Origin of the sequence: Methylobacterium sp. WL64, assembly GCF_008039945.1 — a bacterium.
Taxonomy (GTDB): Bacteria; Pseudomonadota; Alphaproteobacteria; order Rhizobiales; family Beijerinckiaceae; genus Methylobacterium.
Genome location: NZ_VRVA01000087.1, coordinates 1 through 23,741, shown reverse-complemented (window position 1 = coordinate 23,741; position 23,741 = coordinate 1). Strand labels below are relative to the sequence as shown.

Below are 23,741 nucleotides of genomic sequence, written 5' to 3'. Positions count from 1 at the left end.
GCTCTGGGATCTCCGCGGGCGGGGCCGGCCGGGGGCTTGTCTCCGGCGGGGCGACCGCGGCGTCGTTGGCCGGCGCCGGAAGCCCCCCGTGATCGACTTCGAGCCGTTCGATCGCAGTGTCGAGCGCCCGGCGTTCGAGATCGATATCCGCTTCCGAGAGCGGGGGGTCCAGCGAGCGGAGCTGACTGATGAGGGCGTTGCGGGCGCGGTCGTAGACCGCCTTGCGCAGGGCGGGTGATCGGTCGGGCAGCGCATCGAGCGCGCGTGCCAGAAGCGGGTAATAATCGGCCATGTTGCCCAGGTCCGCGCCTTCGGCCGTCGCCCGGCAGGACCGGTCGATGGCCGAGGACCGACGTTCGTTCCCGAACCGACGATCGGGATCGGCCGCCGGCCGGTGATGTCTGCCCGCCGCGCGGATCGTCACCCGCGAGTCGGTTCCTCCGAAATCGTACCGGGCGGTCGATCCACGAGACCGACGCCCGCCATAGGCTGGTTCTAGATCAAGCGGACGCGGGCTGGATACATGCCGAACAGCAGAAAAGGTGCGTCATCAACGGGATAGGGCTTCGGCCTCAATCCTCGAAGGGATTCTGCATCAGAATGGTATCGTCACGCTCGGGCGACGTCGACAGCAGCGCCACCGGCGCCCCGATCAGCTCTTCGATCCGGCGGACATACTTGATGGCCTGCGCCGGCAGATCTGCCCAGGATCTCGCGCCCGCAGTCGTCTCCGACCAGCCCGGAATGGTCTCGTAGACCGGCTCGACCCGGGCCTGCGCGGCTTGGCTCGCCGGCAGGTGGTCGATCGTCTGCCCGTCGAGCTTGTAGCTGGTGCAGACGCGGATCTCGTCGAACCCGTCGAGGATATCGAGCTTGGTGAGCGCGATGCCATGGATGCCGGAGGTCCGAACCGTCTGGCGCACCAGGACCGCGTCGAACCAGCCGCAGCGACGCTTGCGGCCGGTGTTGACGCCGAACTCGCGGCCACGGGCGCCGATGGTCTCGCCGATCTCGTCATGCAGCTCGGTGGGAAACGGCCCCTCGCCGACCCGGGTCGTGTAGGCCTTGGCGATGCCGAGCACGTAGCCGATCGCGCCCGGGCCGAGGCCGGACCCCGTCGCCGCCTGAGCGGCCACGATGTTCGAGGAGGTGACGAAGGGGTAGGTGCCGTGATCGACGTCGAGCAGCGCGCCCTGCGCGCCCTCGAACAGGATGCGCTTGCCGGCCCGACGCTGGTCGTCGAGGAGCGACCAGACGGTGTCTGCGAAGGGCAGGATTTTGGGCGCGATCGCGGTGAGTTCGGCGAGCAGCGCTTCGGCGTTCACCTCCTCGATGCCGAGGCCGCGCCGAAGCGCGTTGTGGTGGGTCAGAACCCGCTCGATCTTGGCCGGCAGCGCATCGATATCGGCCAGATCGACCACCCGGATCGCGCGGCGGCCGACCTTGTCCTCGTAAGCGGGCCCGATGCCGCGCTTCGTGGTTCCGATCTTCAGGCCGGCGTTGGCAGTCTCACGGAAATGATCAAGTTCGCGGTGGAGCGGCAGGATCAGCGTGGCGTTGTCGGCGATCCGCAGCGAAGCAGGCGAAACCTCGACGCCCTGCGCCTTGATGCGCTCGATTTCGTCCACGAGGTGCCAGGGATCGACCACGACCCCGTTGCCGATCACCGAGAGCTTACCGCCGCGCACGACCCCGGATGGCAGGAGCGCCAGCTTGTACGTCACCCCGTCGATGACGAGCGTGTGGCCGGCGTTGTGGCCGCCCTGGAACCGGACGACGATGTCGGCTTGCTCGGAGAGCCAGTCGACGATCTTGCCCTTGCCCTCGTCACCCCACTGGGCGCCTACAACGACGACGTTGGCCATGCCTGCCTGCTTACCCGCGACGGAAACCGGGACGGAGCAGCCCACGGGTGCGGGCTGCGTACGTCTTGAGCCGTTTCCGCGATCCGCGCGGCGAAATCAAGCAAGGCTGCCACATTGCAGCCCGCACGCTCCGCGGAACGCGCTTATTTCGCCTCGGTGCCGGAGTTCCGGCCGGGGAGTTCCTGCGGCTTGATCACCGGCATCGAACCGGTCTCGTCCGGCTTCACCACGGTGCCGGTGGTGCCGGACTCCGGCGGCTTGATCACACCGTCGTTCTTCTGGAGCTTGTCGCTGAGCGACTGATCCTTGGGTGGCGCGTCGGCGCTGGGGCGGACGCGATCCGGTGGCGTCTGGGTCGATGGCGGCAGGGCCGGATCGGTATCGCGGCCTTTCAGCGGCGCATCCGGGTTCTGGGCATAGGCAGGAACAGCAAACAGGGCCGCCGCAAAAGCGGCGAGCAGGATTTTCCGCGACAAGGTTGGTCTCCCCTCTTGGAACACGAGTTCCGAGAGCAACAGACTTGTGTCGGATCCGTTCCTGTTTGCTGCGTGGCCCGGGCCACTCAACCCTGACGCGCGGCTTCGATATAGAGTTCGCGCAGGCGCCGGGTCAGCGGACCGGGGCCGCTCTCGCCGATCGACCGGCCGTCGATCTCGACCACCGGCATCACGAAGGCTGAGGCGCTGGTGTAGAACGCCTCCTGGGCGTCGTAGGCCTCGGCGACCGAGAACAACCGCTCCTCGACCTTGAGGTCAGCCTCCCCGGCGAGCTTCAACACGCAGGCCCGGGTGATGCCCGGCAGCAGCGCCGTCGAGAGCGGCCGCGTGACGAGCACGCGCTCGCGGCTCACGATGAACGCTGTGGACGACGAGCCTTCGGTCACGGCGCCATCCTCGACCATCCAGGCCTCGGCGACACCGGCCTCGGCGGCCTGCTGCTTGGCGAGAACCTGCGCCAGCAGGGCGACCGACTTGATGTCCCGCCGCTTCCAACGCAGGTCCTCGACGGTGATGACCCGGGCGCCGGTCTCGGCGAGCGGGTTGGCCAGGACGGTCTTGGCCTGCGTGAACATCATCACGGTCGGCTCTGTCCCGGCCTTCGGGAAGGCGAAGTCGCGCTCGGCGACACCGCGGGTGACCTGCATGTAGACGAGCCCCTCGCGGACGCCGTTGCGCGCGACGAGCTCGGTCTGCAGCTTCTCCCATCCGGCCGCGTCGTGCGGGTTGCGGATGCCGATCTCGCCGAGCGAGCGATCCAGGCGGGCGAGATGCGCGGCGTTGTCGACGAGCTTGCCGTCGATAATCGCCGAGACCTCGTAGATTCCGTCCGCGAACAGGAAGCCACGGTCCATGATCGGTACGCGCGCCTCCTCGAAAGGAAGGAATACGCCGTTGAGGTAGACGATGCGGGGAGCGGTCACGGATTGCCTTCCTGTGTTCGTCACGGGCCCAAGCAGGATTCGTGCAGCGGTTTTCGGGCTGCGCCGAAGACGCGCGCGAAGATCGTGTCGACGTGCTTGAAGTGATAGCCGAGGTCGAAGCATTCCTCGATCTGCTCGGGCGTCAGCGCCGCCGTCACCTCGGCATCCGCCTTCAGCAGAGCCAGGAAGTCGCCCTCCCCGCGCCAGACCGGCATCGCGTTGCGCTGGACCAGCCGGTATGAATCTTCGCGGGACACGCCGGCCTGGGTGAGCGCCAGCAGCACCCGCTGCGAATGGACCAGGCCGCCAAGGCGGTCGAGGTTCTTCTGCATGTTGGCCGGGTAGATCAGCAGCTTCTCGATCACCCCGGTCATGCGGGCCAGCGCGAAATCGAGGGTCACCGTAGCATCCGGGCCGATCATCCGCTCTACGGAGGAATGCGAGATGTCGCGCTCGTGCCAGAGCGCCACGTTCTCCATGGCTGGGACGACGTAGCCCCGGACCATCCGGGCGAGGCCGGTGATATTCTCGGTGAGCACAGGGTTGCGCTTGTGCGGCATCGCCGAAGATCCCTTTTGACCTTCGGAGAAGAACTCCTCCGCCTCGAGCACCTCGGTGCGCTGCAGGTGGCGGATCTCGATGGCCAAGCGCTCGAGTGACGAGGCGACGACGCCCAGCGTCGCGAAGAACATCGCGTGGCGGTCGCGCGGGATGACCTGGGTCGAGACCGGCTCGGCGGTCAGGCCCATCTTCTCGGCGACGTATTGCTCGACCCGCGGATCGATGTTGGCGAAGGTGCCGACCGCGCCCGAGATCGCACAGGTGGCGACCTCCTGGCGGGCTGCGACCAGGCGATGGCGGTTGCGCTCGAACTCGGCATAGGCCTGTGCGAGCTTGAGGCCGAAGGTCACCGGCTCGGCATGGATGCCGTGTGAGCGGCCGATGGTGGGGGTGAGCTTGTGCTCCAGCGCCCGGCTTTTCAGGGCCGCCAGCAGCGCGTCGACATCGGCGATCAGGATGTCGGCGGCGCGCACGAGCTGGACGTTGAGACAGGTGTCGAGCACGTCCGACGAGGTCATGCCCTGGTGGACGAAGCGCGCCTCCGGGCCGACGATTTCGGCGAGGTGGGTGAGGAACGCGATGACGTCGTGCTTCGTCACCGCCTCGATCTCGTCGATGCGGGCCACGTCGAACGCCGCATCCTTGCCCTTGGCCCAGATCGTCTCCGCCGCCGCCTTCGGCACGACACCGATCTCGGCCAGCGCCGTGGTGGCATGGGCCTCGATCTCGAACCAGATCTTGAAGCGACTCTCGGGCGACCAGATCGCCGTCATCGTCGGGCGGCTGTAACGGGGGATCATGGGGGCCTCGGCACGGTCCGGAGTTCGTGCGTGGCCGGTAGCATGCGGCGGCCCGGCCGCTCAATGCGGTTCACGCAGGCCAGCGCCACGCGAGAGCATGCCGTTTGATGTCGATCCCGGTCAGGGCACGCGGACCCAGCCCTGTCCCATCAGGCGCTCCTGCGGGCGAAACCGGGATTTGTAATCCATCTTGCGCGAGCCCTCGACCCAATAGCCGAGGTAGAGATACGGCAGCCCGAGGCGACGGGCGCGCTGGATGTGGTCGAGGATCATGTAGGTGCCCGGCGAGCGCCCGGCCTCCTCCGGATCGTAGAACGAGTAGACCATCGACAGGCCGTCCGCGAGGACGTCGGTGAGGCAGTAGGCGAGCGGCGGGCCGAACCCGCGGCCGGTAATCGCCGTGTCCGGACCACGCCGCCGGTACGACACCAGATGCGTGTCGACGTGGCTGTCCTCGATCATCATGGCGTAGTCGAGCACCGTCATGTCGACCATGCCGCCATCGCCGTGGCGGGCGTCGAGGTAACGGCGGAACAGAGCGTACTGCTCCGAGGCTGGGCGATTCGGTTCCGGCGCGCCGATCCAGTCGTCGTTGCGCGCCAGGATCCGCTTCTGGCTGGCGGTCGGCTGGAAGTCATCCACCACCACCCGCACCGAGATGCAGCCGCGGCAGGTCTCGCAGGCCGGGCGATACGCGATGGTCTGCGAGCGGCGGAAGCCACCCTGGGTCAAGATCTCGTTGAGGTCCCGGGCACGGCGCCCGACCAGATGCGTGAACACCTTTCGCTCCTCCTGGCCCGGAAGGTACGGGCACGGCGAAGGCGCGGTCAGGTAGAATTGCGGAGTGTCGCGCGGGTGACTCGTCACGCTTGGTCTTGGCCCTGCACCGGGTGGTCCTTGCGGCGCCGGCGTACCAATGTACAGGCGACGCGGCCGGGCTCAATGCCCCCGGCCGCTCGCCGCATGAGAATTTCGTCGCGCCTACGGGATCTCAGCGGTCGTGGACGACGGCCAGGCCGAGCAGCAGGTCGTGGCCCAGGCGTCGATCGGCGCGCATCAGGCCGAACGCGACATCGAGGCACCACAGAAGGAAGGTCGAGACCGCAACGTAGAACAGCAGCGCGTGGACAGCCGCGCTGATGAAGTCCACGGGGCCGCCGCGCTCGGGGGCGACAACCCGGAGGCCCATCAGGCGCTGCCCGATGGTGCTCTGCTTGGCTCCTCCCACCGTGATTGCGCTGTAGATCACGCCGCTCGCCGGAAGCACCGCAAACAAGGTCCAGCCGAGCCCGAAGGTCACCACGCCGACGACCGTGATCAACAGCGTCAACAGAGTGGTGAAGCCGAAGATGAACAGGATATCGAGGAGGTACGCGACGGTGCGGGCCCCGAGGCTGGCACGCACGAACGGGATGGGCAGCGAAGCCGCGTAGCCGGGGGCCTCGTAGCGCTGCTCGGCATAACCGGGTTGGGGATTCTGCATGGTGTCGCGTCCTGCAAGCGAGGCGGCCGATCGAAACGTGGGTGCGGAAAGCGACCGCCGCAAGAGCGGATGCGCGTGCGTTCAGCGCTGCGCCGGATCATCGGCCTCCGCGTCCGGCGTGTCGAGGTAGAACCGCTTCAGCAGGTAGAGCGAAGAACCGGACAGGCTGCTCCCCTCGGTGGCCAGCGCGATGAGCGTCGCGCCAGCATCGAAGCGGCAAGTCAGCCAATGCTGACGGTTGCCCTCGGCATAATCGACCCGGACAGTATCCGCGGCTGGCCCCGGCGCGGCGCGCAGCAACCGGATGCCGGGCTGCGGCGCCACAGCCGGGAGAGCACGCCGGCAGGTCGCGACGCGTTCCTGGCGGAGCGTGTCCTGGCAGGCCGCGAGCCCCCCTAGGAAACCCGCCACCACCGCCGCTCCGAGGAGCCAGCGGCGCCCATGCCTCACCGGATGGTGCGCAGGCGCTCTGCGACCCGGGGCGCGTGGTAGGTCAAAACCCCATCGGCACCGGCGCGCTTGAAAGCGAGGAGAGCCTCCACCATCGCGCGGTCACCATCGAGCCAGCCGTTGCGGGCCGCCGCCTCGATCATCGCGTACTCGCCGGACACCTGATACGCGAAGGTCGGAACCTGGAACTCGTCCCGTACCCGCCGGATGATGTCGAGATAGGGCAGCCCCGGCTTCACCATCACCGAGTCGGCTCCCTCTGCGAGATCGAGCCTGACCTCGTGAAGAGCCTCCGCAGAGTTGCCCGGGTCCATCTGATAGGTGCGCTTGTCGCCCACCAGCGCTGCCTGGGTGCCGATCGCATCGCGGAATGGCCCGTAGAATGCGCTCGCATACTTGGCCGCGTAGGCCATGATCTGCACGTCGAGGAAGCCGGCCTTGTCGAGCCCGGCCCGGATCGCGCCGACGCGCCCGTCCATCATGTCAGAAGGGGCGATGATGTCGGTGCCGGCCTCGGCCTGGATCAGGCTCTGCTCCACCAGGATCGCCACCGTTTCGTCGTTCAGGATCGCGCCGTCCTTCATCAGCCCGTCGTGGCCGTGGCTGGTATAGGGATCGAGCGCCACGTCGGTCATCACGCCGATTTCGGGCACCGCCCGCTTCACGGCCCGCACCGCGCGGCAGACCAGATTGTTGGCGTTGAGCGCCTCGGAGCCGGTCGGATCGCGCAGCGCGACCTCGGTGTAGGGGAAGAACGAAACCGCCGGGATGCCGAGCCGCGCCGCACGTTCCGCGTCGCGTACGATCTCGTCCACGGAGAGCCGCTCGACCCCTGGCATCGAGGCGATCGGCTCTCGCCGACCCTCGCCCTCGATCACGAACATCGGCCAGATCAGGTCGTCGACCGTGAGCGTATGCTCACGCACCAACCGCCGCGACCACTCCGCCTTTCGGTTGCGGCGCGGGCGCTGCGTGATCTTCAGCACTTCCGGACGCGCGCTCTCGCGAGCGGCCTCCAGGGCGATCGGGCGCGGCTCTGGCAAGGTGTCTGACATGCGGCTTCGGTATCGTGCGCGCGGTGAAGCGTGGGTCGCGCGGCGCATCGGCGCTGGGGCTGTCGGACTAGCACACCCTCCGAGCACGGTGAAATCAGACCGTTGACGCAGGGCGCCGGAACCGATTCAACCCAGCGCATCCCCCATCAATCGCGGCCCCGACGATGCATTGGCTTTTCTCACCCACGGACACGCCGTAGTGCCCGCCTCCTTCCCGATCCGGCGCAAGGGTGTTCGGCCGGGCGATACGCCCACCGACCGGATCGAGCGCGCGCCGGGGCCGGCTCCCGGGACATGGGACACGGTCCTCGTCTGGTTCATGCGGATCACCGCGTTGTTCTGGCTGGCCAAGAGCATCGCGTCCTGGGCGACGATCCTCGACGTCATGCCAGAGTCGCGCCCCTTCGAAATCGAGCCGTTCGGCCGCCAGGCCGCGATCGTCTACTTCGCCGTGGTGGACGCGTCGGCCGCCATCGGCCTGTGGCTGACGAGCGCGTGGGGCGGCGTGATCTGGTTGCTGGCCGTGACATCCGCGATGACGCTGGCGGTGTTGACCCCGCAACTTGTGCCGATGCCGGTGCCGTTGCTCGTATTCGGCCTCACCGTCGTGCTGATGTACTTCATGCTGTCCTGGCTGGCCGCCCAGGAAGCACGGTGAACGAAGCGTTCTGATCTTCGCTTCAGTTTGTCTTTACCGCGAAGAGTAAATCGGGAATTCATCCTGTCGCTTAAATCGCCTTTCATTCCCGGTACGTAGCTTAGCCATCATCAGCGGCACCGCATCGAACGGGCGCCGCGGCATCAGACGGTGAGGCAGACGATGAAGACCCAGAGCGCCCGTGTCGCGAAGAGCGAGGCCCCCGAGGAGACCCCGTCCGCCAAGGGCTCCTACTTGGAGGCGCTTCACTTGGTCGAGCGGCTGCACCGCCGGCTGCTGGACGTGATCAAGGACGAGTTCGAGCGCCGCGGCCGGGAAGACGTCAACAGCGTCCAGGCGCTGCTCCTGTACAACATCGGCGACAAGGAGTTGACCGCGAGCGAATTGCGGACGAAGGGCTACTATCTCGGCTCCAACGTCTCCTACAACGTCAAGAAGCTCGTCGAGGCCGGCTACCTGCACCACGCCCGCTCGAAGACCGACCGTCGTTCGGTCCGGATCAGCCTGACCGAGAAGGGCCAGCAGGTCCACGAGATCATCCAGGGGCTCTACGACAAGCATGCCCGCACGATCGCGCCAATCGGAGGCATTTCGGACGACGACTTCGGCCGGCTGAATACGGCTCTGGGCCGCCTCGAGCGTTTCTGGACCGACCAGATCCGTTACCGGCTCTGATCCGTGCGGCTTAAAGGTTCAGGAGGCTAACGATCCCGGCGATGACCGCGTAGGCGAAGCCCGCATTGATGGCGACGCCGAAGAGGCCGATCACCAATCCGCCCATGACGACAAGGCCGTCGCGCTCGACGAGGCCGAGGCCCACGAGGCAGACGGCGAGCCCCAGAGGGATCTGCCCGACGATCGGTGCGGCCACGATCAGCGCCAGCGCCAGCGCCAACAGGGCGATCCCCATCCCGCGCATGCCCAGCGCGGTCTCGAACACGCTGACGCGGGGACGCGACCAGCGCTCCAGACGCCGTAGGATCGGCACCGCCCGGGTGACGGCGCGCCTTACATCGGTGAGCGCGATCGATCGGCCGAGCAGGATCCGTGGCAGCCACGGCGCCGACATGCCGGCCGCGATCTGAACCGCCACAAGCAGCAGCAGGAGCCCGCAGATCAGCGGGATCGGCGGCGGCATCGGCAAGCAGTTCGGCAAGCCGAGCAGCACCACGAGCAGCGCGAAGGCGCGATCCCGCAGGACCGCGACGATGTCGCCCACGGTAAGGCGCTCCCCCTCCTGGCTCGCCAGCACAGTGAGGACGTCCGACGTTCGTGAACCGGCAGTCAAGGATCCGCCAACCTTCGCTGTCCTGGCGCGGGCTCTAGCCGAGATCACCCGGCAGGCCAAGCGCGGGGCTGCCGCACGAATTTATCGTGGGCGCCCGGCCGGAGATCCCTACCTGAGGTCAGCTCGATTCACCCTGAAGCATATCTTACGTCAATCAAAGCATATTTTCGAATCGACGCAGATCTCGGACAGCACGTTGGCGCAGCTTCAGGTAATTTTCCAGTGAACCTACGATGAGCAGAGCGGCACTCTACGTCGTTTGCCTGTAGGTATAAGGCTCGCCACACAGGACGGATCCGTGTGCAGGAGCAAAGCCTTCGTAATAAGCCGGAGCAGACGGCTCGGACCCGCCCTTGCGGCTTTTCTTTTCTTTGCGCAGGCTTCTCCGGCATGCGGCGGAGAGATCGATGCGCTTCTGTTCGGCAGCCTCGACGCCGGCGCTGCGACGTTCCTGACCATCGGCGCGAAGCTCGGGCTCGGCCCCCTCGATCAGGACGGCTTCGTCATACTCGCGAGCGTCGGAAGCGGCCTGCAACGCGAACGCGGCGACTTCGGCCTTCCGCGCACGCGCTACGCGTTCAACGCGGCCGCGGTGCTCGGTTACCAATGGTTCTTCGATTGGGGAACGGCCGCAATCTTCGCGGGGCCTGAAGGCTCGATGGAGATGCTGGCCGACGGGCGCGCCGTGGCGGTCTCGCCAGCCGCGTATGGCTTGCGCCTACACGCCGAAATCTGGGCACGCCCGACGGACAATACGCTCCTGCAGGCGACCGCTGTCGCCGGCTCGACGCGCGACAGTTTATGGACACGGCTGGCCTGGGGCTATCGGATAGGCGGTGCTTATCTCGGCCCTGAAATCAGCGTCTACGGAGACGAGACGGGCTATCGGAAATGGAATCTCGGCTTGCACGCAACCGATTTCGCCATCGCCCGCTACAGCTTCCGTGTGTCGGCCGGTCTCCAAACCGAGACGGCCCGGCGAAGCGCCTCACCCTACGTGGCGTTGGCGGTCTGGTCGCCCTGGTGAGCGCGCTCGGATTCGAGGGCGCCGAGGAAACGGCCCGCATCCGCACGGATCTCGGCCCGGCGCTGGTCGCTCATGGCCCGGAGGGTCCGATACGGCATCGTCATGCGCGGGTTCCCGGACAGCGTATCCGCGTTCTCGATCAGGAAATTCCAGTACAGGTAGTTGAATGGGCAGGCGTCCGGCCCCGCCTTGACCTTCACGTCGTAGGCGCAACGCGTGCAGTAGTCCGACATCCGGTCGATATAGGCGCCTGAGGCGGCGTAAGGCTTCGAGCCCATCACGCCCCCATCGGCCCACAGCACCATGCCGTGCACGTTGGGCAGCTCGACCCATTCGTAGGCATCGGCGAACACGATCAGGTACCATTCCTCGATCTGTGCCGGATCCAGGCCTGCGATCAGGGCAAAGTTTCCGGTCACCATCAGGCGTTGGATGTGATGGGCGTATGCGTGGCGCCGGGTATCGGCGACCACATTGGCGATGCAATTCAGCTTCGTCTCACCCGACCAATAAAACCACGGGAGGTTCCTTCCAGCATCCAGTGCATTGGTCTCCCGATACTCGGGCATCCGCGCCCAGTAGACGCCGCGGACATATTCCCGCCACCCGAGGATCTGCCGGATGAACCCCTCGACGGAGTTGAGCGGCGCAGTGCCGTCCCGATAGGCGCGCTCGGCGGCCCAGCAGACTTCCTCCGGGGTCAACAGTCCAGCGTTGAGCGGCGGCGAGAGCAGCGCGTGGTAGAGGTACGGCGCACCGGCCTTCATGGCATCCTGGTAATCGCCGAAGGTGGGCAAGCATTGTTCGATGAAGTGCTTGAGGGCGGCCAGCGCGTCGGCCCGCGTTACCGGCCAGGAAAAGGCCGCGAGATCGCCGAAATGGCCGGCGAACTCACGCTCCACCAGCGCGATGGCATCCCGGGTGGTCGCATCGGGCTGGAACCCGATCCGGTCCGGCAGCTGGTGCCCTTTCGGTAGGCGCTTACGGTTATCAGGATCAAAGTTCCAGCGACCGCCGACTGGCTCGCCACCATCCATGAGGAGTCCGGTCCGACGCCGCATGCCGCGGTAGAAGGTCTCCATCCGCAGATGATGACGCCCCTCGGCCCAGCGGTCGAAATCCGCCCGCGGGCACAGGAAGCGGTTGTCGGATCGGATCTCCACCGGGACGGGCAGCGTCTCGCGCCAGTCCTGCATCATCTCCCAGACCCGCCACTCACCGGGTTCGGTGACGACGACGGTATCGGGTGCATGATGAGCGACAGCCCGCTCCAGCTCGCCCGTGAAGCTGCCGGTGTTGCCGGGATCAGTCAGGCGGACGTAGTCGACTGCGATACCCTCGGCCTCCAGTTCGGCCGCGAAATGGCGCATGGCGGCGAACAGGAAGGCGATCTTCTGCTTGTGGTGGCGGACATAGGTCGCCTCGTCCCGCACCTCGACGAGCAGGACGACGTCGAGTTCGGGATCAAGGTCGAGCAGGCTCGACACGCGCCGGTTCAGCTGATCGCCGAGGACGAACCGTAAGACCCCTCCGGTCCGCCGAGCGAGCTTCGCCGGCACCCCGTCAGCCCTTCGTGCGCAGGTTGGCGCGCCCACCATCGACCTCGATTACCTGCCCGGTGATCCAGCCGGCCTCGTCCGACACCAGGAAGGCCGCGAGCGCCGCGATATCCTCCGGCCGCCCCAGACGCTGGAGTGCGTGCATGGCGGCGATTCCCTGGGCCAAAGTCTCGTTTCCGGTGATGGCGGCGGCCAACGGCGTCCGGGTCAGTGAAGGCGCAACCACGTTGACCCGGATCTGCGGTGCCAGTTCGGCCGCAAGCGACAGGCCGAGCGCCTCGACGGCACCCTTGGCCATCGCCACCGAGGCGTGCGCCGGGAAGCCCTGTGCCACGGCCACCGTCGAGAACAGCACGACACCGGAGCCCGAATCGCCGGCGCCGGACTTGAGTGCGGCTGCGGCGGATTGCACGGCCGAGAAGGCGCCGAGCGCATTGAAGCGGAAGTCGGCCTCCACATCGGCCCGGGTCAGCCGTCCGAGCGGCCGCAGGTTGATGGTGCCGACCGCGTAGACCAGACCCGCGAGACAAGGCCCCGCCGCCTCGCTGGCAGCTGCGAAGAAGTCCGGATCGCCGACGTCCCCCGCCGTAAAGGTCGTATCGCCGAGTTCGTCGGCCGCTTGCGCCAGCCGGTCGCCGTCCCGGGCCGCGAGATGCAGGGCGTAGCCGCGCGCCCGCAGAACCCGGGCGGTCGCCAGGCCAATTCCCCCCGTGCCTCCGTAGATCAGAACCTGTCGCACGCACGGGCCTCTTGCTACCCAACCTGGCCCGGACAAAGTAAGGCCGGTGCTGTTGCCGGGCAGGCGGCCGGCCCACCCTCTCCACGTGCACAAGGTCGCAGGCGGCAAGCATGAAGTTCGCGTTCGCCGGCATCGATTTCCTCGGCGGCGTGTTCGAGGGCCTCGTCGAGGCCGGCTGGAAGCCGGTCAAGCTGTTCACCCGGCCCTGCGACGGCGTCTACGACCACAACGACGTGCTGGTCGCCCGCGCTCGTTCGATGCGCCTGCCGATCCAACTGTCGCGTATCCGCGAGCGCGACATCGAGGCCCTTCAGGCAGAGCATGGCAAGGATTGGGCCTTGGTTGTCGCCGGCTATCCCTGGCTTGTGAAGGGCTGGCGCGGACGGGTTGCCTACGGATTGAACATCCACCCCTCACCGCTACCGACCGGACGCGGCCCCTACCCGCTGTTTCGCGCGGTGCTGGACCGGTACGAGACCTGGGGTGTCACGGCTCACGTGCTCGCCGACGGGTTCGACACCGGCGATATCCTGGCCCAGGAGATCTTCGGCCTCGAATCGGCCGAGTCCCACGAGACCGTGCTCGCGAAGTGCCAGATGGCGGCCCGGCGTCTCGCGTCAGGACCGATCGGCAAGGACCTTGCCGCACGCTGGCGACGTGCCGAGCCTCAGGGCGACGGGTCGTACTGGCCCCGGGCCACCGACGGCGACCGGACCCTCGACTTCCGCCAGGATGTCGAGTCGATCCTGCGCCGGGTCAGGGCATTCGGTACCGTCGAAACCATCGCCCGGCTGGGCGACGCGCGGGTCTACGTCGCCGCGGCGCAGGGCTGGCGCGAGCGCCACCCGCACACGCCCGGCACCGTCGTGCACCGCCATCGCCGGCACGTCGTGATCGCCGCGCTGGACGGTTACGTGCAGATCACCCGCTGGTCGCCGGTGCCGTTGGCCGAGGCCGCGCAGGTCGGGCGCTGACGCCGCGCGTTGTAGCGTGCGGGAACGCATTCGTGATGGGCGGTGTTTCCGCGGGTCCTGGACGTCACGGAGCCTCGCATGTCGACACGCGCAAGCCTCGCCGCAGCCCTCGGGCTTGCCGCGCTGTTCACCGGATCCGCTTTCGCGCAGGGCGTGATCGTGGATCAGGACGATTTCGGTCCCGACGATGAGGTCGTCGTGCGCGACTACATCGTGCGCCGTCCGGTCGGCCCGGGCCCGATCGTCGGATCGATCCCGCTTCGGCCGGGTACCATCGTGCCGGCTGATGTCGAACTTGCGCCGTTCACCGATACACAGAACCCGCGCCTGCGCCGCTACGGCTACTTCGTGGCCCCCGGTGATAAAGTCGTGGTTGTGGATCCGGCGACCCGCGCGGTGGTACGCATCTTCGACCGCTGAGCCTGAACCGGCGCTGGTTCGCCTTCCGGTCGCCGATCCGCTAACACCCTGGTGCGAACGATCAAGAAAAGCGCCAGGGGGAAATACATGAAGGCCAAGCCATACGTGGTCTCGGGCGAAGCGCTGCTCGTCTCGGTGCTGCTCCTCCTGTCGGGGGCGATGCTGTTCGAGTGGATGGTGATCTCGCCGGACAGTCCGGTCTCTGCGCTCCTGCGCGTGATCGGCGCCGCGGCTGCCGCCTTTGTGGCGATCCTGCCCTTCCGCCGAGCCTGAGCACCACACTCACCAGTCGCTGAGCGCAGCGCGCTTCCAGCGGTCGGGGGCGACGCAGCGATACTCGAAGGCTTCGTCCCAGGCATGATCGCCCGGCGAGCAGGTCTCACGGCTGCTCCGCGGCGGGTTCGATGGCGTCTCCCGGACGGAGGCGGCCTGAACCCGTCCCCCATCGCTCACCCGGAACACGGGACCGTTCCCGGTCCCGTAGACCAGATCCCGGCCATCGAAGCCTAAGGTGCGCGCGAAGGCACCGTCACGGTTGCCGTCGAGCGCGATCGACTGGCCCGCGCCCAGCAGGATCGGCACACCGGTGAAACGGCCGGCCGCGGTGTCGATCCCGATCCCGTAGGTGCCCTCCCCCTGGAACGAGAAACCACGGTCGGTCACCGAGCCGGGGAGGTTGCCCAGCAGGACGCCGTAGCCGGTGTGGGCGCCCGGAACGCCGCCCGTGGAGATCTGAAGGCCGACCCGTTGGCGATTGCGATCCGTCGTCGGCGATTGCGCGGAAACGTCGATCTCGGCTCCGATGCAGGAGGCGACCGGGTCGGCCTCCTGGGTCATGTCCACGCAGTTGAAGTTTCCGGCCCAGGACGGCCCCACCGGACCGATGCCGTTGGGCTCCTTGAAGATCGTGCCGTTAACGGCAACGTTCTGCGCTCCGGTGCTGGCCAGGCTCCGGTTGTGCAGTTCGCCCGTGATCGTCCACTCGTAGCCAGCATTCTGCGGGCCCGACGAGCCCAGCGCCCACAGCGCCTTGTAGGTGTGGCCCGGCTCTCCCGACCCCTCCGGGATGTGCCGGTCGACCCGCAGCGTCGAAGCAGGATCGAAACCCCCTGGACGGTTCCACAGGAATGCGTGGCCGCCGTCGAGGCCCGGCAGGCCGCTGCCCTGGACATCGTGGGAGAGCCCCGTGGTCCAGGATGGGGGCGCTGCAGGGGTGGGCGCGACGCCGGGCGCCTCGGCGCGGATGGTGGCCGGCAAGGCGGCCGAGACGAGACATGACAAGACTGCGAGGCGGGGGCGGATGCGCATGGATCGTCTCCGGGGCCCCGTGGGTGCTGGGGGCGTCGAGGTTGTGCGCCGAGCCTGCCGGCTCGGCATCGGAAAAGCCATGATTCCGGCAACTGGCTCGAACGCGGTGGTCGGACCGTGCGTTTGGGTCCCACAGAGCATCGTGATCTGATGCGCAACACATCGAGATGAGGAGAGCGACCTGTGTCGAAGTCGCTGCGATTCCTGCGGAACTGGTTCCTGCTGTCGATCCCGGTCGGGTTGTTCGTCGGCCGCTTCATCAAGGCGGGCAAAGGACCGTCAATGCCCAAGGATGAGCGTCGGTAGCAGCCTCAGCGCATCGCCGGATGCACGCCGCTCGTGACAGAGGGCGGCGTGCGCCGATCCGCGCACAACGTCGGAGGCTCAATCCGGAACTTTAATTTCGTGAAGATACAACCATAGTCAATCGATCATTAGTGTTTTCGGCGCATTTTTACTGACATCGCGGCATATCGGCCGAGATTTCCAGGGTCATTCGGCCATGCCCCGCACCGCCAGGCCCCCGAGCGGCTTCGTCGAGCGACGCACCAGCGACCGCAAGGCAACGGCGCTCCTGGCCTTCGCGCAGCACCCCGACGGATCGCGCTTTCCCTGCCGGATCCAGAACCTTTCCGACGGCGGCGCTATGCTGGAATTCCTCGGCTCCCAGGCTGTCACGTTGGAGACGGCGTTCGACCTCGTGCTGGCGAATACCGAAATACGCTACGCCGTGAAACTAATCTGGCGGAAAGAGCGGACGGCCGGGGTTCTGTTCTGCGTGTGAGGACCGATTGGCCCGAAACTGCGAATCGCAATCTTCACGGCACACAAGATAAGCACACACAAGGACAACGTAGAATTTTTCTGATTTTCTAACTATTTACTTCTCGTCTGCCGGCTTTGGTCATCCGTACGCGATCGGATCAAGCCGGAGCCCGATCTCATTCGGGTCTTCATCATCGTGAATTGCATGGTGAGCGCGCTGGGACTCGAACCCAGGACCTACAGATTAAAAGTCCGTTGCTCTACCAGCTGAGCTACGCGCTCGCGTCCGGGGACCGCCCTGCGGCGGCCGCGCGGGGACGGCGCGTTCGCAATAGGTGAGCGGAGCCGGGGGGTCAACACGGGGTTGTGGGTGGCGCCTATTCGCCGTCCCCGCGAGCGCGCTCGACAATGCTCCGGGCCTCGGCGAAGGCTGCGTCCGGGTCGAGGGTGGTGGTGTCCAAGCGGACCGCGTCGTCGGCCATGCGCAGCGGCGCTGCGGCCCGGGAGGCGTCGCGGGCGTCGCGGGCCTCGATGTCGGACAGGATCGCCGAGAAGGTCGCGGCTTCGCCGCGTCCGCTGAGTTCAAGGTGGCGACGGCGGGCGCGCTCCTGGGACGAGGCGGTGATGAACAGCTTCACGCTGGCCATCGGGCAAACCACCGTGCCGATGTCGCGACCGTCCAGCACGGCGCCCTGAGGATCGGCCGCGAAGCGGCGTTGCCAAGCCAGCAGGGCGGCGCGCACCTCTGGGACTGCCGAGATCCGCGAGGCCGCCTCGCCCATGGCGCGGTCGCGCAGGCGCGGATCATCCAACCTGTCGGCGTCGAGGGCCTGGGCCGCCCGGGACGCGGCCTCCGAATCGTCCAGGGACAGGCCGAAATCGATCATGGACAGCGCAACGGCGCGGTAGAGGAGCCCGGTGTCGAGATGCGGCAGCCGGTAATGGTCGGCCAGTCGCTTAGCCAGCGTTCCCTTGCCGGAGGCGGCCGGTCCATCGATCGCGATGACGAGCGGCATGATGTCAGGCCCCGATCTGGCCGCCGAGGGCCTGCATGGACGGCAGGAAGCTCGGGAAGCTGGTGGCGATCATTGCCCCGTCATCCACCGTGACCGGAGCCTTCGCTGCGAGCCCCATCACCAGGAACGCCATGGCGATCCGGTGATCGAGATGCGTCGCAACCGTGCCGCCTCCGGGCGCAGCCGTGCCGTCGCCTTCGACGACAAGGTCGTCCCCCTCCACGCTATGCCGGACGCCGGTAGCGGCAAGGCCCGCCGCGACGGCAGCGAGCCGGTCGGATTCCTTCACCCGCAATTCGTGCAAGCCATTCATCCGGGTCCGGCCTTCGGCGAAGCTCGCGGCCACCGCCAGCACCGGGTACTCGTCGATCATCGCGGGCGCCCGCTCGGCCGGGACATCGACCCCAGAGAGGCGGCTCGCGCGCACACGCAGGTCCGCGACGGTCTCGCCGCCCTCCTCCCGCTCGGCCACGCGCTCGATCTGCGCGCCCATCTCCAGCAGGGTGGTGATCAGCCCGGTCCGCAGCGGGTTCATCATCACGCCCTCGATCGTCACGTCGGATCCGGGCACGATCAGCGCCGCCACCAGGGGGAACGCCGCCGAGGAGGGATCGGCCGGCACGACCACCTCGGTCCCGCGCAGGGTTGGCTGCCCGGTGAGTGACACCTTGCGGCCGTGGCCGCCCGGGCCGTGCGGCTCGACGCGGACCTCGGCGCCGAACAGGCGCAACATCCGCTCGGTGTGGTCGCGGGTGGCGGCCGCCTCGATCACCGTGGTGATGCCGGGGGCGTTGAGGCCGGCAAGCAGCACTGCGGACTTGATCTGCGCGGAGGCTGCCGGGGTCTCGTAGGTGATCGGAATCGCCTCGTCGAGGCCGCGCAGGGTCAGCGGCACGCGCCCGCCCTCGGCCTCGGACAGGACCTGCGCGCCCATGCGGGTCAGGGGATCGAGGATGCGGCGCATCGGGCGCGAGCGGAGCGACGCGTCGCCGTCGAAGGTCGCGGTGACCGGCTGGCCGCCGACCACACCCATCATCAGCCGCGAGCCGGTGCCGGCATTGCCGAAGTCGAGCACGTCGGCCGGGTCGGTGAGGCCGCCGATGCCGACGCCGCGCACGAGCCAGCGCCCCTCGCCGAGTCGATCGATCCCGGCGCCCAGCGCCTTCGCGGCGGCGGCGGTGCGCAGCACGTCGTCACCTTCGAGCAAGCCCTCGACCCGGGTTTCGCCCTGGCTCAGCAGCCCGAGGATCATGGCCCGGTGGGAGATCGACTTGTCGCCCGGGGGACGCAGGCGCCCCTTGAGCGGACTGCCCGGTGCGGCGGTGAGGGGCTGTGGAGGCGAGTCGTGCGACACGGGATGTCCGTTCGGGAATCTCAGGTGGGACGGGATCCGGCGCGTCGTGCGGGTGCGCCGCGGCGCTGCAATCGGACCGTGAGCTGGCGGCGCGGTTAACACGCGCACCGGCCCGCGTCATCCGTCGCGCTCCCCCGACGTCCCGCCGGAAACGGGGTCTGCAGCGCGATGGACAGGTGCGGGAGCCGCGACTACCGGGAGCGACTTCTAAAGGCAGCGGAGGCGACGAGGTATCAGTGCGTGGCCCGCCACGAACTTGGCATGACGCGCCAATGCCCGCGTGGCGGCGCGACGTTCGACGACGGCGCCCGCAGGCCTGTCGCCTGCCCGAGATGCGGTGCGGTATACCTCGCGGCGAGCAGGCGTGTCGCGGCGCCACCCCTGAGGCGCGGCCAGCCGACGCCGAGGACGGGATTCGGCCGGGGGCGACACCGTCGTCGGGGAGGAAAATCCCGGCGACGACGCTTGCGGTCTGATCGGCAGCGATCTCGAGACTGACGAAGAAACTCGACCCGTTCCGGCGCCCAGACTTCGAAGAGTTCACGAAGCGTCCGTGGAGAGTCCAAGACGCTCGGCGTTTCGACGAAGAATCCCGAAAAAGGGGGTTGAGTCCGCGGAAAGAGCCGCCTATAGAACCGGCCTCGCCGGACGCCAGCCGGTCGGCGAGACCCTGCGGGACCCAAACCGCGGCGGACAAGTGGGGCCTTAGCTCAGCTGGGAGAGCGCTTCCATGGCATGGAAGAGGTCATCGGTTCGATCCCGTTAGGCTCCACCATTTTCCTTTCAGCGTGACGCCGCCGGTTCAGGCCGGCTCCGCTGGCCGATATGACAATACTTTATTCCGCGAACGGCCGGTTCACCGCGTCAGGTGCCCGAGCGGCAGCGCCGTGGTGTACTTCACCTGACCCAGCGCGAAGCTGGAGCGGATGTTGGCAACGCCCGGAATGCGCGTGAGGTGGTCGAGCACCAGGCGCTGGTACTGGCCGAGATCCTCCACCACCACCCGCAGCATGTAGTCGGCCTCGCCGCTCATCAGGTAGCATTCCATCACCTCGGGGCGGCTGCGGACCGCCTCGTCGAAGGCCTGGAGGGCCGCCTGGGTCTGCTTCTCCAGCGAGACGTGGACGAAGACGTTCACCGCGAGCCCGAGGCTCATCGGATCGACCACCGCGACGCAGCCCCGGATGATTCCGGCCTCCTTCAGGTCGTTGACCCGGCGCCAGCACGGCGAGGTCGAGAGCCCGACCTGCTCGGCGAGGTCGGCGATGCTGATCTCGCTGTCCTGCTGCAGGCGTTCGAGGATGCGCAGGCTGGCGGGGTCGAGATGGGCCGGTCGGGAGGCCATTGTTTCGCTCTCCGGTTTGCCACGGGCATAGCATGCCGCTGAGCACGTGACAGCAGGAAAGTTTTTTGGCGGCACCGCTGCGCGCCGGGCAAGCGCCTTCGATTCTCTGTTCGTCCGGCCGCCCTGGGTCTTGCACCCAAACCCAAATGCCGCCCCGTCATCCGGAGCCGCCGAGGGTGCAGGATCTCGCTCTGCCTGTGTTCCTGTTTGCCTGCGGCGCCGCGAAATGACCGGGTCGCTTATCTTGAAGCCACTTTAGCGGCTCACAAGCGGTACGATTGACCGTCGTAACGCAAATATCGAGCAAAACATTCCAATCATCGGCCCTCGACGACAAAAATTCGGCACATCCCGCCGCCGGGAAGCTCGTATGCTCCGATCAAAATCGGGAGCCGCACCCATGAACGCCATACCACCGAGGACGACGATTGCGCGGTCCGCCGAGGTCGATCACGATCCGGCCGAGACCCAGGATTGGCTGGCCGCCCTCGAATCGCTGTTCCGCACCGAGGGCGCGGCCCGGGCGCGGTTCATCCTCGACCGGCTGGAGCGGCGCTCGAAGGAGATCGGCATCCTCGACGAGGCCCTGCCCTACTCGCCCTACCGCAACACCATCGCGCTGGAGAAGCAGCCGCGCTACCCGGGCGACCTCGACATCGAGGAACGGCTCACCTCGATCATGCGCTGGAACGCGCTGGCCATGGTGGTGCGGGCCAACATGGCCTACGGCGAGCTCGGCGGGCACGTGGCGAGCTACGCCTCGGCGGCGGAGCTGTTCGAGGTCGGGTTCAACCACTTCTTCAAGGGCGGTCCGGACGGCGACCTCGTCTATTTCCAGCCGCACTCGGCGCCGGGCGTCTACGCCCGCGCCTTCCTGGAAGGCCGGCTCTCCGAGGAGCAGCTGAAGCACTACCGCCAGGAGATCGCCGGCGACGGCCTCTGCTCCTATCCGCATCCCTGGTTGATGCCGGATTTCTGGCAGGTCCCGACGGGCTCGATGGGCATCGGCCCGATCCACGCCGTCTACCAAGCGCGGTTCATGCGCTATCTCGGCCACCGGGGGCTGGCCGACACCTCCGCCCGGCACGTCTGGGGCGTGTTCGGCGACGGCGAGATGGACGAGCCGGAATCGATCGGCGGCCTCGCGCTCGCCGCCCGGGAGAAGCTCGACAACCTCACCTTCGTGATCAACTGCAACCTGCAGCGGCTGGACGGCCCGGTGCGCGGCAACGGCCAGATCATCCAGGAGCTCGAGAGCCTGTTCCGCGGGGCGGGCTGGAACGTCATCAAGGTGCTGTGGGGCTCCGAGTGGGACGGGATCTTCGCCCGCGATACCAACCACGCCCTGCTGCGCCGCTTCGCCGACACCGTGGACGGCAAGTACCAGACGCTCGGTGCCAAGGACGGCGCCTACAACCTCGCCCACTTCTTCGGGGAGGACGAGGAGGTCCGCGAACTCGTCGCGCACATGTCGGATGCCGACGTGGACCGGCTGAAGCGTGGCGGCCACGATTTCCGCAAGCTCTACGCGGCCTTCGCCGCCGCCAAGGCCACCAAGGGCCGCCCGACCGTGATCCTGGCCAAGACCAAGAAAGGCTACGGCATGGGCGGCGCGGGCGAGTCGCGCATGACCGCCCACCAAGCCAAGAAGCTGGACGTGGATGCGCTCCGCGCCTTCCGCGACCGTTTCGCCCTGCCGCTCACCGACGCGCAGGTGGAGGGCCTGTCCTTCTACAAGCCGGCCGAGGACGGCGCCGAGATGCGGTACCTGCGCGAACGCCGCGAAATGCTGGGCGGCGTGCTGCCGGCCCGCCGCCGCACGGCGCCGACCGTTACCGTGCCGCCGCTCTCGACCTATGCTGGGTTCGCCCTCGAGGCGGCCGGCAAGGAGATGTCGACCACCACCGCGGTGGTCCGCCTGTTCGGCAACCTGCTGAAGCACAAGGATCTCGGGCCGCGCATCGTCCCGATCGTCGCCGACGAGGCGCGCACCTTCGGCATGGCCAACCTGTTCCGGCAGGTGGGGATCTACGCCCCCGAGGGGCAGCTCTACGAGCCGGAGGATGCCGGCTCGATGCTGTATTACCGCGAGGCGCGGGACGGTCAGTTGCTGGAGGAAGGCATCACCGAGGCCGGGGCGATCTCGTCCTGGACCGCGGCGGCTACGGCCTACAGCGTCCACGGCCTGTCGATGCTGCCGTTCTACATCTACTACTCGATGTTCGGGTTCCAGCGCGTCGGCGACCTGATCTGGGCGGCGGCCGACCAGCGGGCGCGCGGCTTCCTGATCGGCGCCACGGCCGGCCGCACGACGCTTGGCGGCGAGGGCCTGCAGCACCAGGACGGGTCGAGCCACCTCGCCGCCGCCGGTATCCCGAACTGCCGGGCCTACGATCCGGCCTTCGCGTACGAGATGGCGGTGATCGTCGATCGCGGCGCCCGGGCGATGATGGAAGAGGGTGAGGACGCCTTCTATTACCTCACCGCCATGAACGAGAACTACGCCCAGCCGTCGATGCCGGCGGGCGCGGAAGAGGGCATCCTGAAGGGGATGTACCGCCTGGGGGGCCCGGACACCGGCCCTGCGGCGGTGCGGCTCCTCGGCTCGGGCGCGATCCTGCCCGAGGTGATCGCAGCCGCAGCCCTGCTGGCGCAGGATTGGGGGATCGCGGCCGAGCTGTTCAGCGTCACCAGCTTCAGCGAGCTCGCACGCGACGCGCGAGAGGCCGAGCGCCGGGCGATGCTCCACCCGGAGGCCGAAGCGCCCAAGAGCCACGTGGCTGCCCTGCTGCCGGGCGCGACGCCGATCGTGGCGGCGACCGACTACGTCCGGGCCTACCCGCAACTGATCGCCTCCTATCTCGGCGCCCGGTTCGTGACGCTCGGCACCGACGGATTCGGCCGCAGCGACACCCGCAACGCGCTCCGCCGCTTCTTCGAGGTGGACCGGCAGCACGTGGTGGTGGCCGCCCTGCACGCGCTGGCCGAGGCCGGCATGGTGCCGCGCGCCACGGTCGCCGAGGCGATCCGGCGCTACGGGATCGACGCGGACACGCCGGCGCCCTGGACGATCTGACGGCCAGTGCGACCTGACGAACTCCCACCCGCGACCTCATCCTGAGGTGCGTCCGCGTAGCGGATGCCTCGAAGGAGCCCTCCAGCCGGCCGCGCGATCCCTGGAGATCTCCTTCGAAGCTGCTGCGCAGCACCTCAGGATGAGGTCGCGGGTGGGAAGCCACCGGACGTCGCAGTCGCTTCGCGAGGCCCCCCGGGCCCCGCCCGCACCAAACGACAATCCGCTCCAGACAAGCCACGGAAACCCGCCCGCATGAGCGCCGCGCTGCAGATCGCCCTCCCGGATATCGGCGATTACCGGGACGTGCCTGTGATCGAACTCCTGGTGAAGCCGGGCGACCGCCTCGCCGTGGACGACCTGATCCTCAGCATCGAATCCGACAAGGCGACCATGGAGGTCCCCTCCCCGGTGGCCGGCACCGTGCGGGAAATTCTGGTCGGGGTCGGATCGAAGGTCTCGGAGGGGACGCCGATACTTTTGGTCGAGCCTGCGGAGGGCGGCGAGGCGGCCGACGCGCCTCTCCCTCCCCCCTCTGCGGGGGAGGGTACCCCGCGAAGCAGGGGGGGAGAGGGGCAGCG

At 67.8% G+C, this 23,741-nt stretch carries 26 protein-coding genes, 2 tRNA genes and 1 pseudogene; 12 read left to right on the top strand and 17 right to left on the bottom strand.

Going from position 1 to position 23,741, the window contains the following annotated elements:
- The 9 genes and pseudogenes from FV242_RS25075 to hemB all read right to left on the bottom strand — a co-directional run.
- Nucleotides 1–292 (bottom strand): annotated as a pseudogene (locus FV242_RS25075) (histidine kinase); the annotation flags it as partial.
- A gap of 280 nt (nt 293–572) precedes the next feature.
- Entirely contained in the window at nt 573–1,865 is a 1,293-nt protein-coding gene (locus FV242_RS25070) for an adenylosuccinate synthase (RefSeq protein WP_147909767.1), read from the bottom strand.
- Between the two features lie 143 nt (nt 1,866–2,008).
- The gene (locus FV242_RS25065; protein WP_147909768.1) at nt 2,009–2,341 is read right to left on the bottom strand and encodes a hypothetical protein; all 333 of its coding nucleotides are present in this window, start codon (nt 2,339–2,341) and stop codon (nt 2,009–2,011) included.
- Nucleotides 2,342–2,427: 86 nt separating this feature from the next.
- Nucleotides 2,428–3,285, bottom strand: coding sequence for a D-amino-acid transaminase (locus FV242_RS25060; RefSeq protein WP_147940812.1), 858 nt, complete (start codon nt 3,283–3,285; stop codon nt 2,428–2,430).
- Between the two features lie 20 nt (nt 3,286–3,305).
- Entirely contained in the window at nt 3,306–4,646 is a 1,341-nt protein-coding gene (gene purB / locus FV242_RS25055; RefSeq protein WP_147940811.1) for an adenylosuccinate lyase, read from the bottom strand.
- Between the two features lie 120 nt (nt 4,647–4,766).
- Nucleotides 4,767–5,513, bottom strand: coding sequence for an arginyltransferase (locus FV242_RS25050; RefSeq protein ID WP_147940810.1), 747 nt, complete (start codon nt 5,511–5,513; stop codon nt 4,767–4,769).
- Nucleotides 5,514–5,637: 124 nt separating this feature from the next.
- Nucleotides 5,638–6,129, bottom strand: coding sequence for an RDD family protein (locus FV242_RS25045; RefSeq protein ID WP_147940809.1), 492 nt, complete (start codon nt 6,127–6,129; stop codon nt 5,638–5,640).
- An 81-nt stretch (nt 6,130–6,210) separates the two neighbouring features.
- On the bottom strand, nt 6,211–6,540 hold the full coding sequence (locus FV242_RS25040; RefSeq protein ID WP_246691991.1) for a hypothetical protein: 330 nt from the start codon (nt 6,538–6,540) through the stop codon (nt 6,211–6,213).
- 35 nt (nt 6,541–6,575) lie between these two features.
- A complete protein-coding gene (gene hemB / locus FV242_RS25035) occupies nt 6,576–7,634 on the bottom strand; it encodes a porphobilinogen synthase (protein WP_147940808.1) in 1,059 nt (352 codons plus the stop codon).
- Between the two features lie 199 nt (nt 7,635–7,833).
- On the opposite strand from hemB, the gene FV242_RS25030 reads away from it, so the two are divergent.
- Together FV242_RS25030 and FV242_RS25025 are read left to right on the top strand one after the other, a co-directional pair.
- A complete protein-coding gene (locus tag FV242_RS25030; protein WP_147909760.1) occupies nt 7,834–8,292 on the top strand; it encodes a DUF6163 family protein in 459 nt (152 codons plus the stop codon).
- A gap of 162 nt (nt 8,293–8,454) precedes the next feature.
- The gene (locus FV242_RS25025; protein ID WP_147853274.1) at nt 8,455–8,967 is read left to right on the top strand and encodes a MarR family winged helix-turn-helix transcriptional regulator; all 513 of its coding nucleotides are present in this window, start codon (nt 8,455–8,457) and stop codon (nt 8,965–8,967) included.
- Nucleotides 8,968–8,977: 10 nt separating this feature from the next.
- Here FV242_RS25025 and FV242_RS25020 read toward each other — a convergent pair whose 3' ends face one another.
- Nucleotides 8,978–9,580: an exopolysaccharide biosynthesis protein gene (locus FV242_RS25020; RefSeq protein ID WP_281407102.1), complete on the bottom strand. Its 603-nt coding sequence runs from the start codon at nt 9,578–9,580 to the stop codon at nt 8,978–8,980.
- A 298-nt stretch (nt 9,581–9,878) separates the two neighbouring features.
- Between FV242_RS25020 and bcsS the strand changes: the two genes are divergently transcribed.
- Entirely contained in the window at nt 9,879–10,607 is a 729-nt protein-coding gene (gene bcsS, locus FV242_RS25015) for a cellulose biosynthesis protein BcsS (protein WP_147940807.1), read from the top strand.
- Here bcsS and FV242_RS25010 read toward each other — a convergent pair.
- Nucleotides 10,574–12,166 (bottom strand): cryptochrome/photolyase family protein, encoded by a 1,593-nt coding sequence (locus FV242_RS25010; RefSeq protein WP_147940806.1) that lies wholly within the window; start codon nt 12,164–12,166, stop codon nt 10,574–10,576. The two genes, bcsS and FV242_RS25010, sit on opposite strands and share 34 nt — an antisense overlap.
- Before the next feature lie 4 nt (nt 12,167–12,170).
- Complete coding sequence (locus FV242_RS25005) at nt 12,171–12,905, bottom strand: SDR family NAD(P)-dependent oxidoreductase (protein WP_147940805.1); 735 nt, start codon at nt 12,903–12,905, stop codon at nt 12,171–12,173.
- Nucleotides 12,906–13,015: 110 nt separating this feature from the next.
- Between FV242_RS25005 and FV242_RS25000 the strand changes: the two genes are divergently transcribed.
- The 3 genes from FV242_RS25000 to FV242_RS24990 all read left to right on the top strand — a co-directional run bounded on the left by FV242_RS25000 (nt 13,016) and on the right by FV242_RS24990 (nt 14,572).
- On the top strand, nt 13,016–13,879 hold the full coding sequence (locus tag FV242_RS25000; RefSeq protein WP_147909755.1) for a formyltransferase family protein: 864 nt from the start codon (nt 13,016–13,018) through the stop codon (nt 13,877–13,879).
- 78 nt (nt 13,880–13,957) lie between these two features.
- Nucleotides 13,958–14,299, top strand: a complete 342-nt coding sequence (locus FV242_RS24995; RefSeq protein WP_147853279.1) for a DUF1236 domain-containing protein — start codon at nt 13,958–13,960, stop codon at nt 14,297–14,299.
- 87 nt (nt 14,300–14,386) lie between these two features.
- Nucleotides 14,387–14,572, top strand: coding sequence for a hypothetical protein (locus FV242_RS24990; RefSeq protein ID WP_147853280.1), 186 nt, complete (start codon nt 14,387–14,389; stop codon nt 14,570–14,572).
- A gap of 9 nt (nt 14,573–14,581) precedes the next feature.
- On the opposite strand, the gene FV242_RS24985 is transcribed toward FV242_RS24990, so the two are convergent.
- Nucleotides 14,582–15,607, bottom strand: coding sequence for a hypothetical protein (locus tag FV242_RS24985; protein ID WP_147909754.1), 1,026 nt, complete (start codon nt 15,605–15,607; stop codon nt 14,582–14,584).
- Nucleotides 15,608–15,790: 183 nt separating this feature from the next.
- Between FV242_RS24985 and FV242_RS36150 the strand changes: the two genes are divergently transcribed.
- Nucleotides 15,791–15,913 (top strand): hypothetical protein, encoded by a 123-nt coding sequence (locus FV242_RS36150; RefSeq protein WP_281407101.1) that lies wholly within the window; start codon nt 15,791–15,793, stop codon nt 15,911–15,913.
- Nucleotides 15,914–16,109: 196 nt separating this feature from the next.
- The gene (locus FV242_RS24980) at nt 16,110–16,391 is read left to right on the top strand and encodes a PilZ domain-containing protein (protein ID WP_147909753.1); all 282 of its coding nucleotides are present in this window, start codon (nt 16,110–16,112) and stop codon (nt 16,389–16,391) included.
- A gap of 187 nt (nt 16,392–16,578) precedes the next feature.
- On the opposite strand, the gene FV242_RS24975 is transcribed toward FV242_RS24980, so the two are convergent.
- The 3 genes from FV242_RS24975 to aroA all read right to left on the bottom strand — a co-directional run bounded on the left by FV242_RS24975 (nt 16,579) and on the right by aroA (nt 18,742).
- Nucleotides 16,579–16,654: transfer RNA gene (locus tag FV242_RS24975), tRNA-Lys, on the bottom strand.
- 95 nt (nt 16,655–16,749) lie between these two features.
- Entirely contained in the window at nt 16,750–17,388 is a 639-nt protein-coding gene (gene cmk, locus FV242_RS24970) for a (d)CMP kinase (RefSeq protein WP_147940804.1), read from the bottom strand.
- 4 nt (nt 17,389–17,392) lie between these two features.
- On the bottom strand, nt 17,393–18,742 hold the full coding sequence (aroA, locus tag FV242_RS24965) for a 3-phosphoshikimate 1-carboxyvinyltransferase (protein WP_147940803.1): 1,350 nt from the start codon (nt 18,740–18,742) through the stop codon (nt 17,393–17,395).
- 168 nt (nt 18,743–18,910) lie between these two features.
- Here aroA and FV242_RS35735 point away from each other — a divergent pair, with 168 nt between their 5' ends.
- Nucleotides 18,911–19,240, top strand: a complete 330-nt coding sequence (locus FV242_RS35735) for an FYDLN acid domain-containing protein (RefSeq protein ID WP_306440321.1) — start codon at nt 18,911–18,913, stop codon at nt 19,238–19,240.
- A 201-nt stretch (nt 19,241–19,441) separates the two neighbouring features.
- Nucleotides 19,442–19,517, top strand: a tRNA-Ala gene (locus FV242_RS24955).
- A gap of 81 nt (nt 19,518–19,598) precedes the next feature.
- Here the strand turns inward: FV242_RS24955 and FV242_RS24950 are convergent.
- Nucleotides 19,599–20,087, bottom strand: coding sequence for an Lrp/AsnC family transcriptional regulator (locus FV242_RS24950; protein WP_147909750.1), 489 nt, complete (start codon nt 20,085–20,087; stop codon nt 19,599–19,601).
- A gap of 400 nt (nt 20,088–20,487) precedes the next feature.
- Between FV242_RS24950 and mdeB the strand changes: the two genes are divergently transcribed.
- On the top strand, nt 20,488–23,163 hold the full coding sequence (mdeB, locus tag FV242_RS24945) for an alpha-ketoglutarate dehydrogenase (protein WP_147940802.1): 2,676 nt from the start codon (nt 20,488–20,490) through the stop codon (nt 23,161–23,163).
- A gap of 252 nt (nt 23,164–23,415) precedes the next feature.
- A partial coding sequence (locus FV242_RS24935; RefSeq protein WP_306440320.1) for a biotin/lipoyl-containing protein occupies nt 23,416–23,741 on the top strand: 326 nt, incomplete at its 3' end.

What these genes read in the sequence shown, in the direction of transcription:
- FV242_RS25070 (WP_147909767.1), bottom strand. Translation starts at nt 1,865, where the DNA reads ATGGCCAACGTCGTCGTTGTAGGCGCCCAGTGGGGTGACGAGGGCAAG.
- purB (WP_147940811.1), bottom strand. Translation starts at nt 4,646, where the DNA reads ATGATCCCCCGTTACAGCCGCCCGACGATGACGGCGATCTGGTCGCCC.
- FV242_RS25045 (WP_147940809.1), bottom strand. Translation starts at nt 6,129, where the DNA reads ATGCAGAATCCCCAACCCGGTTATGCCGAGCAGCGCTACGAGGCCCCC.
- hemB (WP_147940808.1), bottom strand. Translation starts at nt 7,634, where the DNA reads ATGTCAGACACCTTGCCAGAGCCGCGCCCGATCGCCCTGGAGGCCGCT.
- FV242_RS25025 (WP_147853274.1), top strand. Translation starts at nt 8,455, where the DNA reads ATGAAGACCCAGAGCGCCCGTGTCGCGAAGAGCGAGGCCCCCGAGGAG.
- FV242_RS25000 (WP_147909755.1), top strand. Translation starts at nt 13,016, where the DNA reads ATGAAGTTCGCGTTCGCCGGCATCGATTTCCTCGGCGGCGTGTTCGAG.
- FV242_RS24995 (WP_147853279.1), top strand. Translation starts at nt 13,958, where the DNA reads ATGTCGACACGCGCAAGCCTCGCCGCAGCCCTCGGGCTTGCCGCGCTG.
- FV242_RS24990 (WP_147853280.1), top strand. Translation starts at nt 14,387, where the DNA reads ATGAAGGCCAAGCCATACGTGGTCTCGGGCGAAGCGCTGCTCGTCTCG.
- FV242_RS24985 (WP_147909754.1), bottom strand. Translation starts at nt 15,607, where the DNA reads ATGCGCATCCGCCCCCGCCTCGCAGTCTTGTCATGTCTCGTCTCGGCC.
- FV242_RS24980 (WP_147909753.1), top strand. Translation starts at nt 16,110, where the DNA reads ATGCCCCGCACCGCCAGGCCCCCGAGCGGCTTCGTCGAGCGACGCACC.
- cmk (WP_147940804.1), bottom strand. Translation starts at nt 17,388, where the DNA reads ATGCCGCTCGTCATCGCGATCGATGGACCGGCCGCCTCCGGCAAGGGA.
- FV242_RS35735 (WP_306440321.1), top strand. Translation starts at nt 18,911, where the DNA reads ATGGACAGGTGCGGGAGCCGCGACTACCGGGAGCGACTTCTAAAGGCA.
- FV242_RS24950 (WP_147909750.1), bottom strand. Translation starts at nt 20,087, where the DNA reads ATGGCCTCCCGACCGGCCCATCTCGACCCCGCCAGCCTGCGCATCCTC.
- mdeB (WP_147940802.1), top strand. Translation starts at nt 20,488, where the DNA reads ATGAACGCCATACCACCGAGGACGACGATTGCGCGGTCCGCCGAGGTC.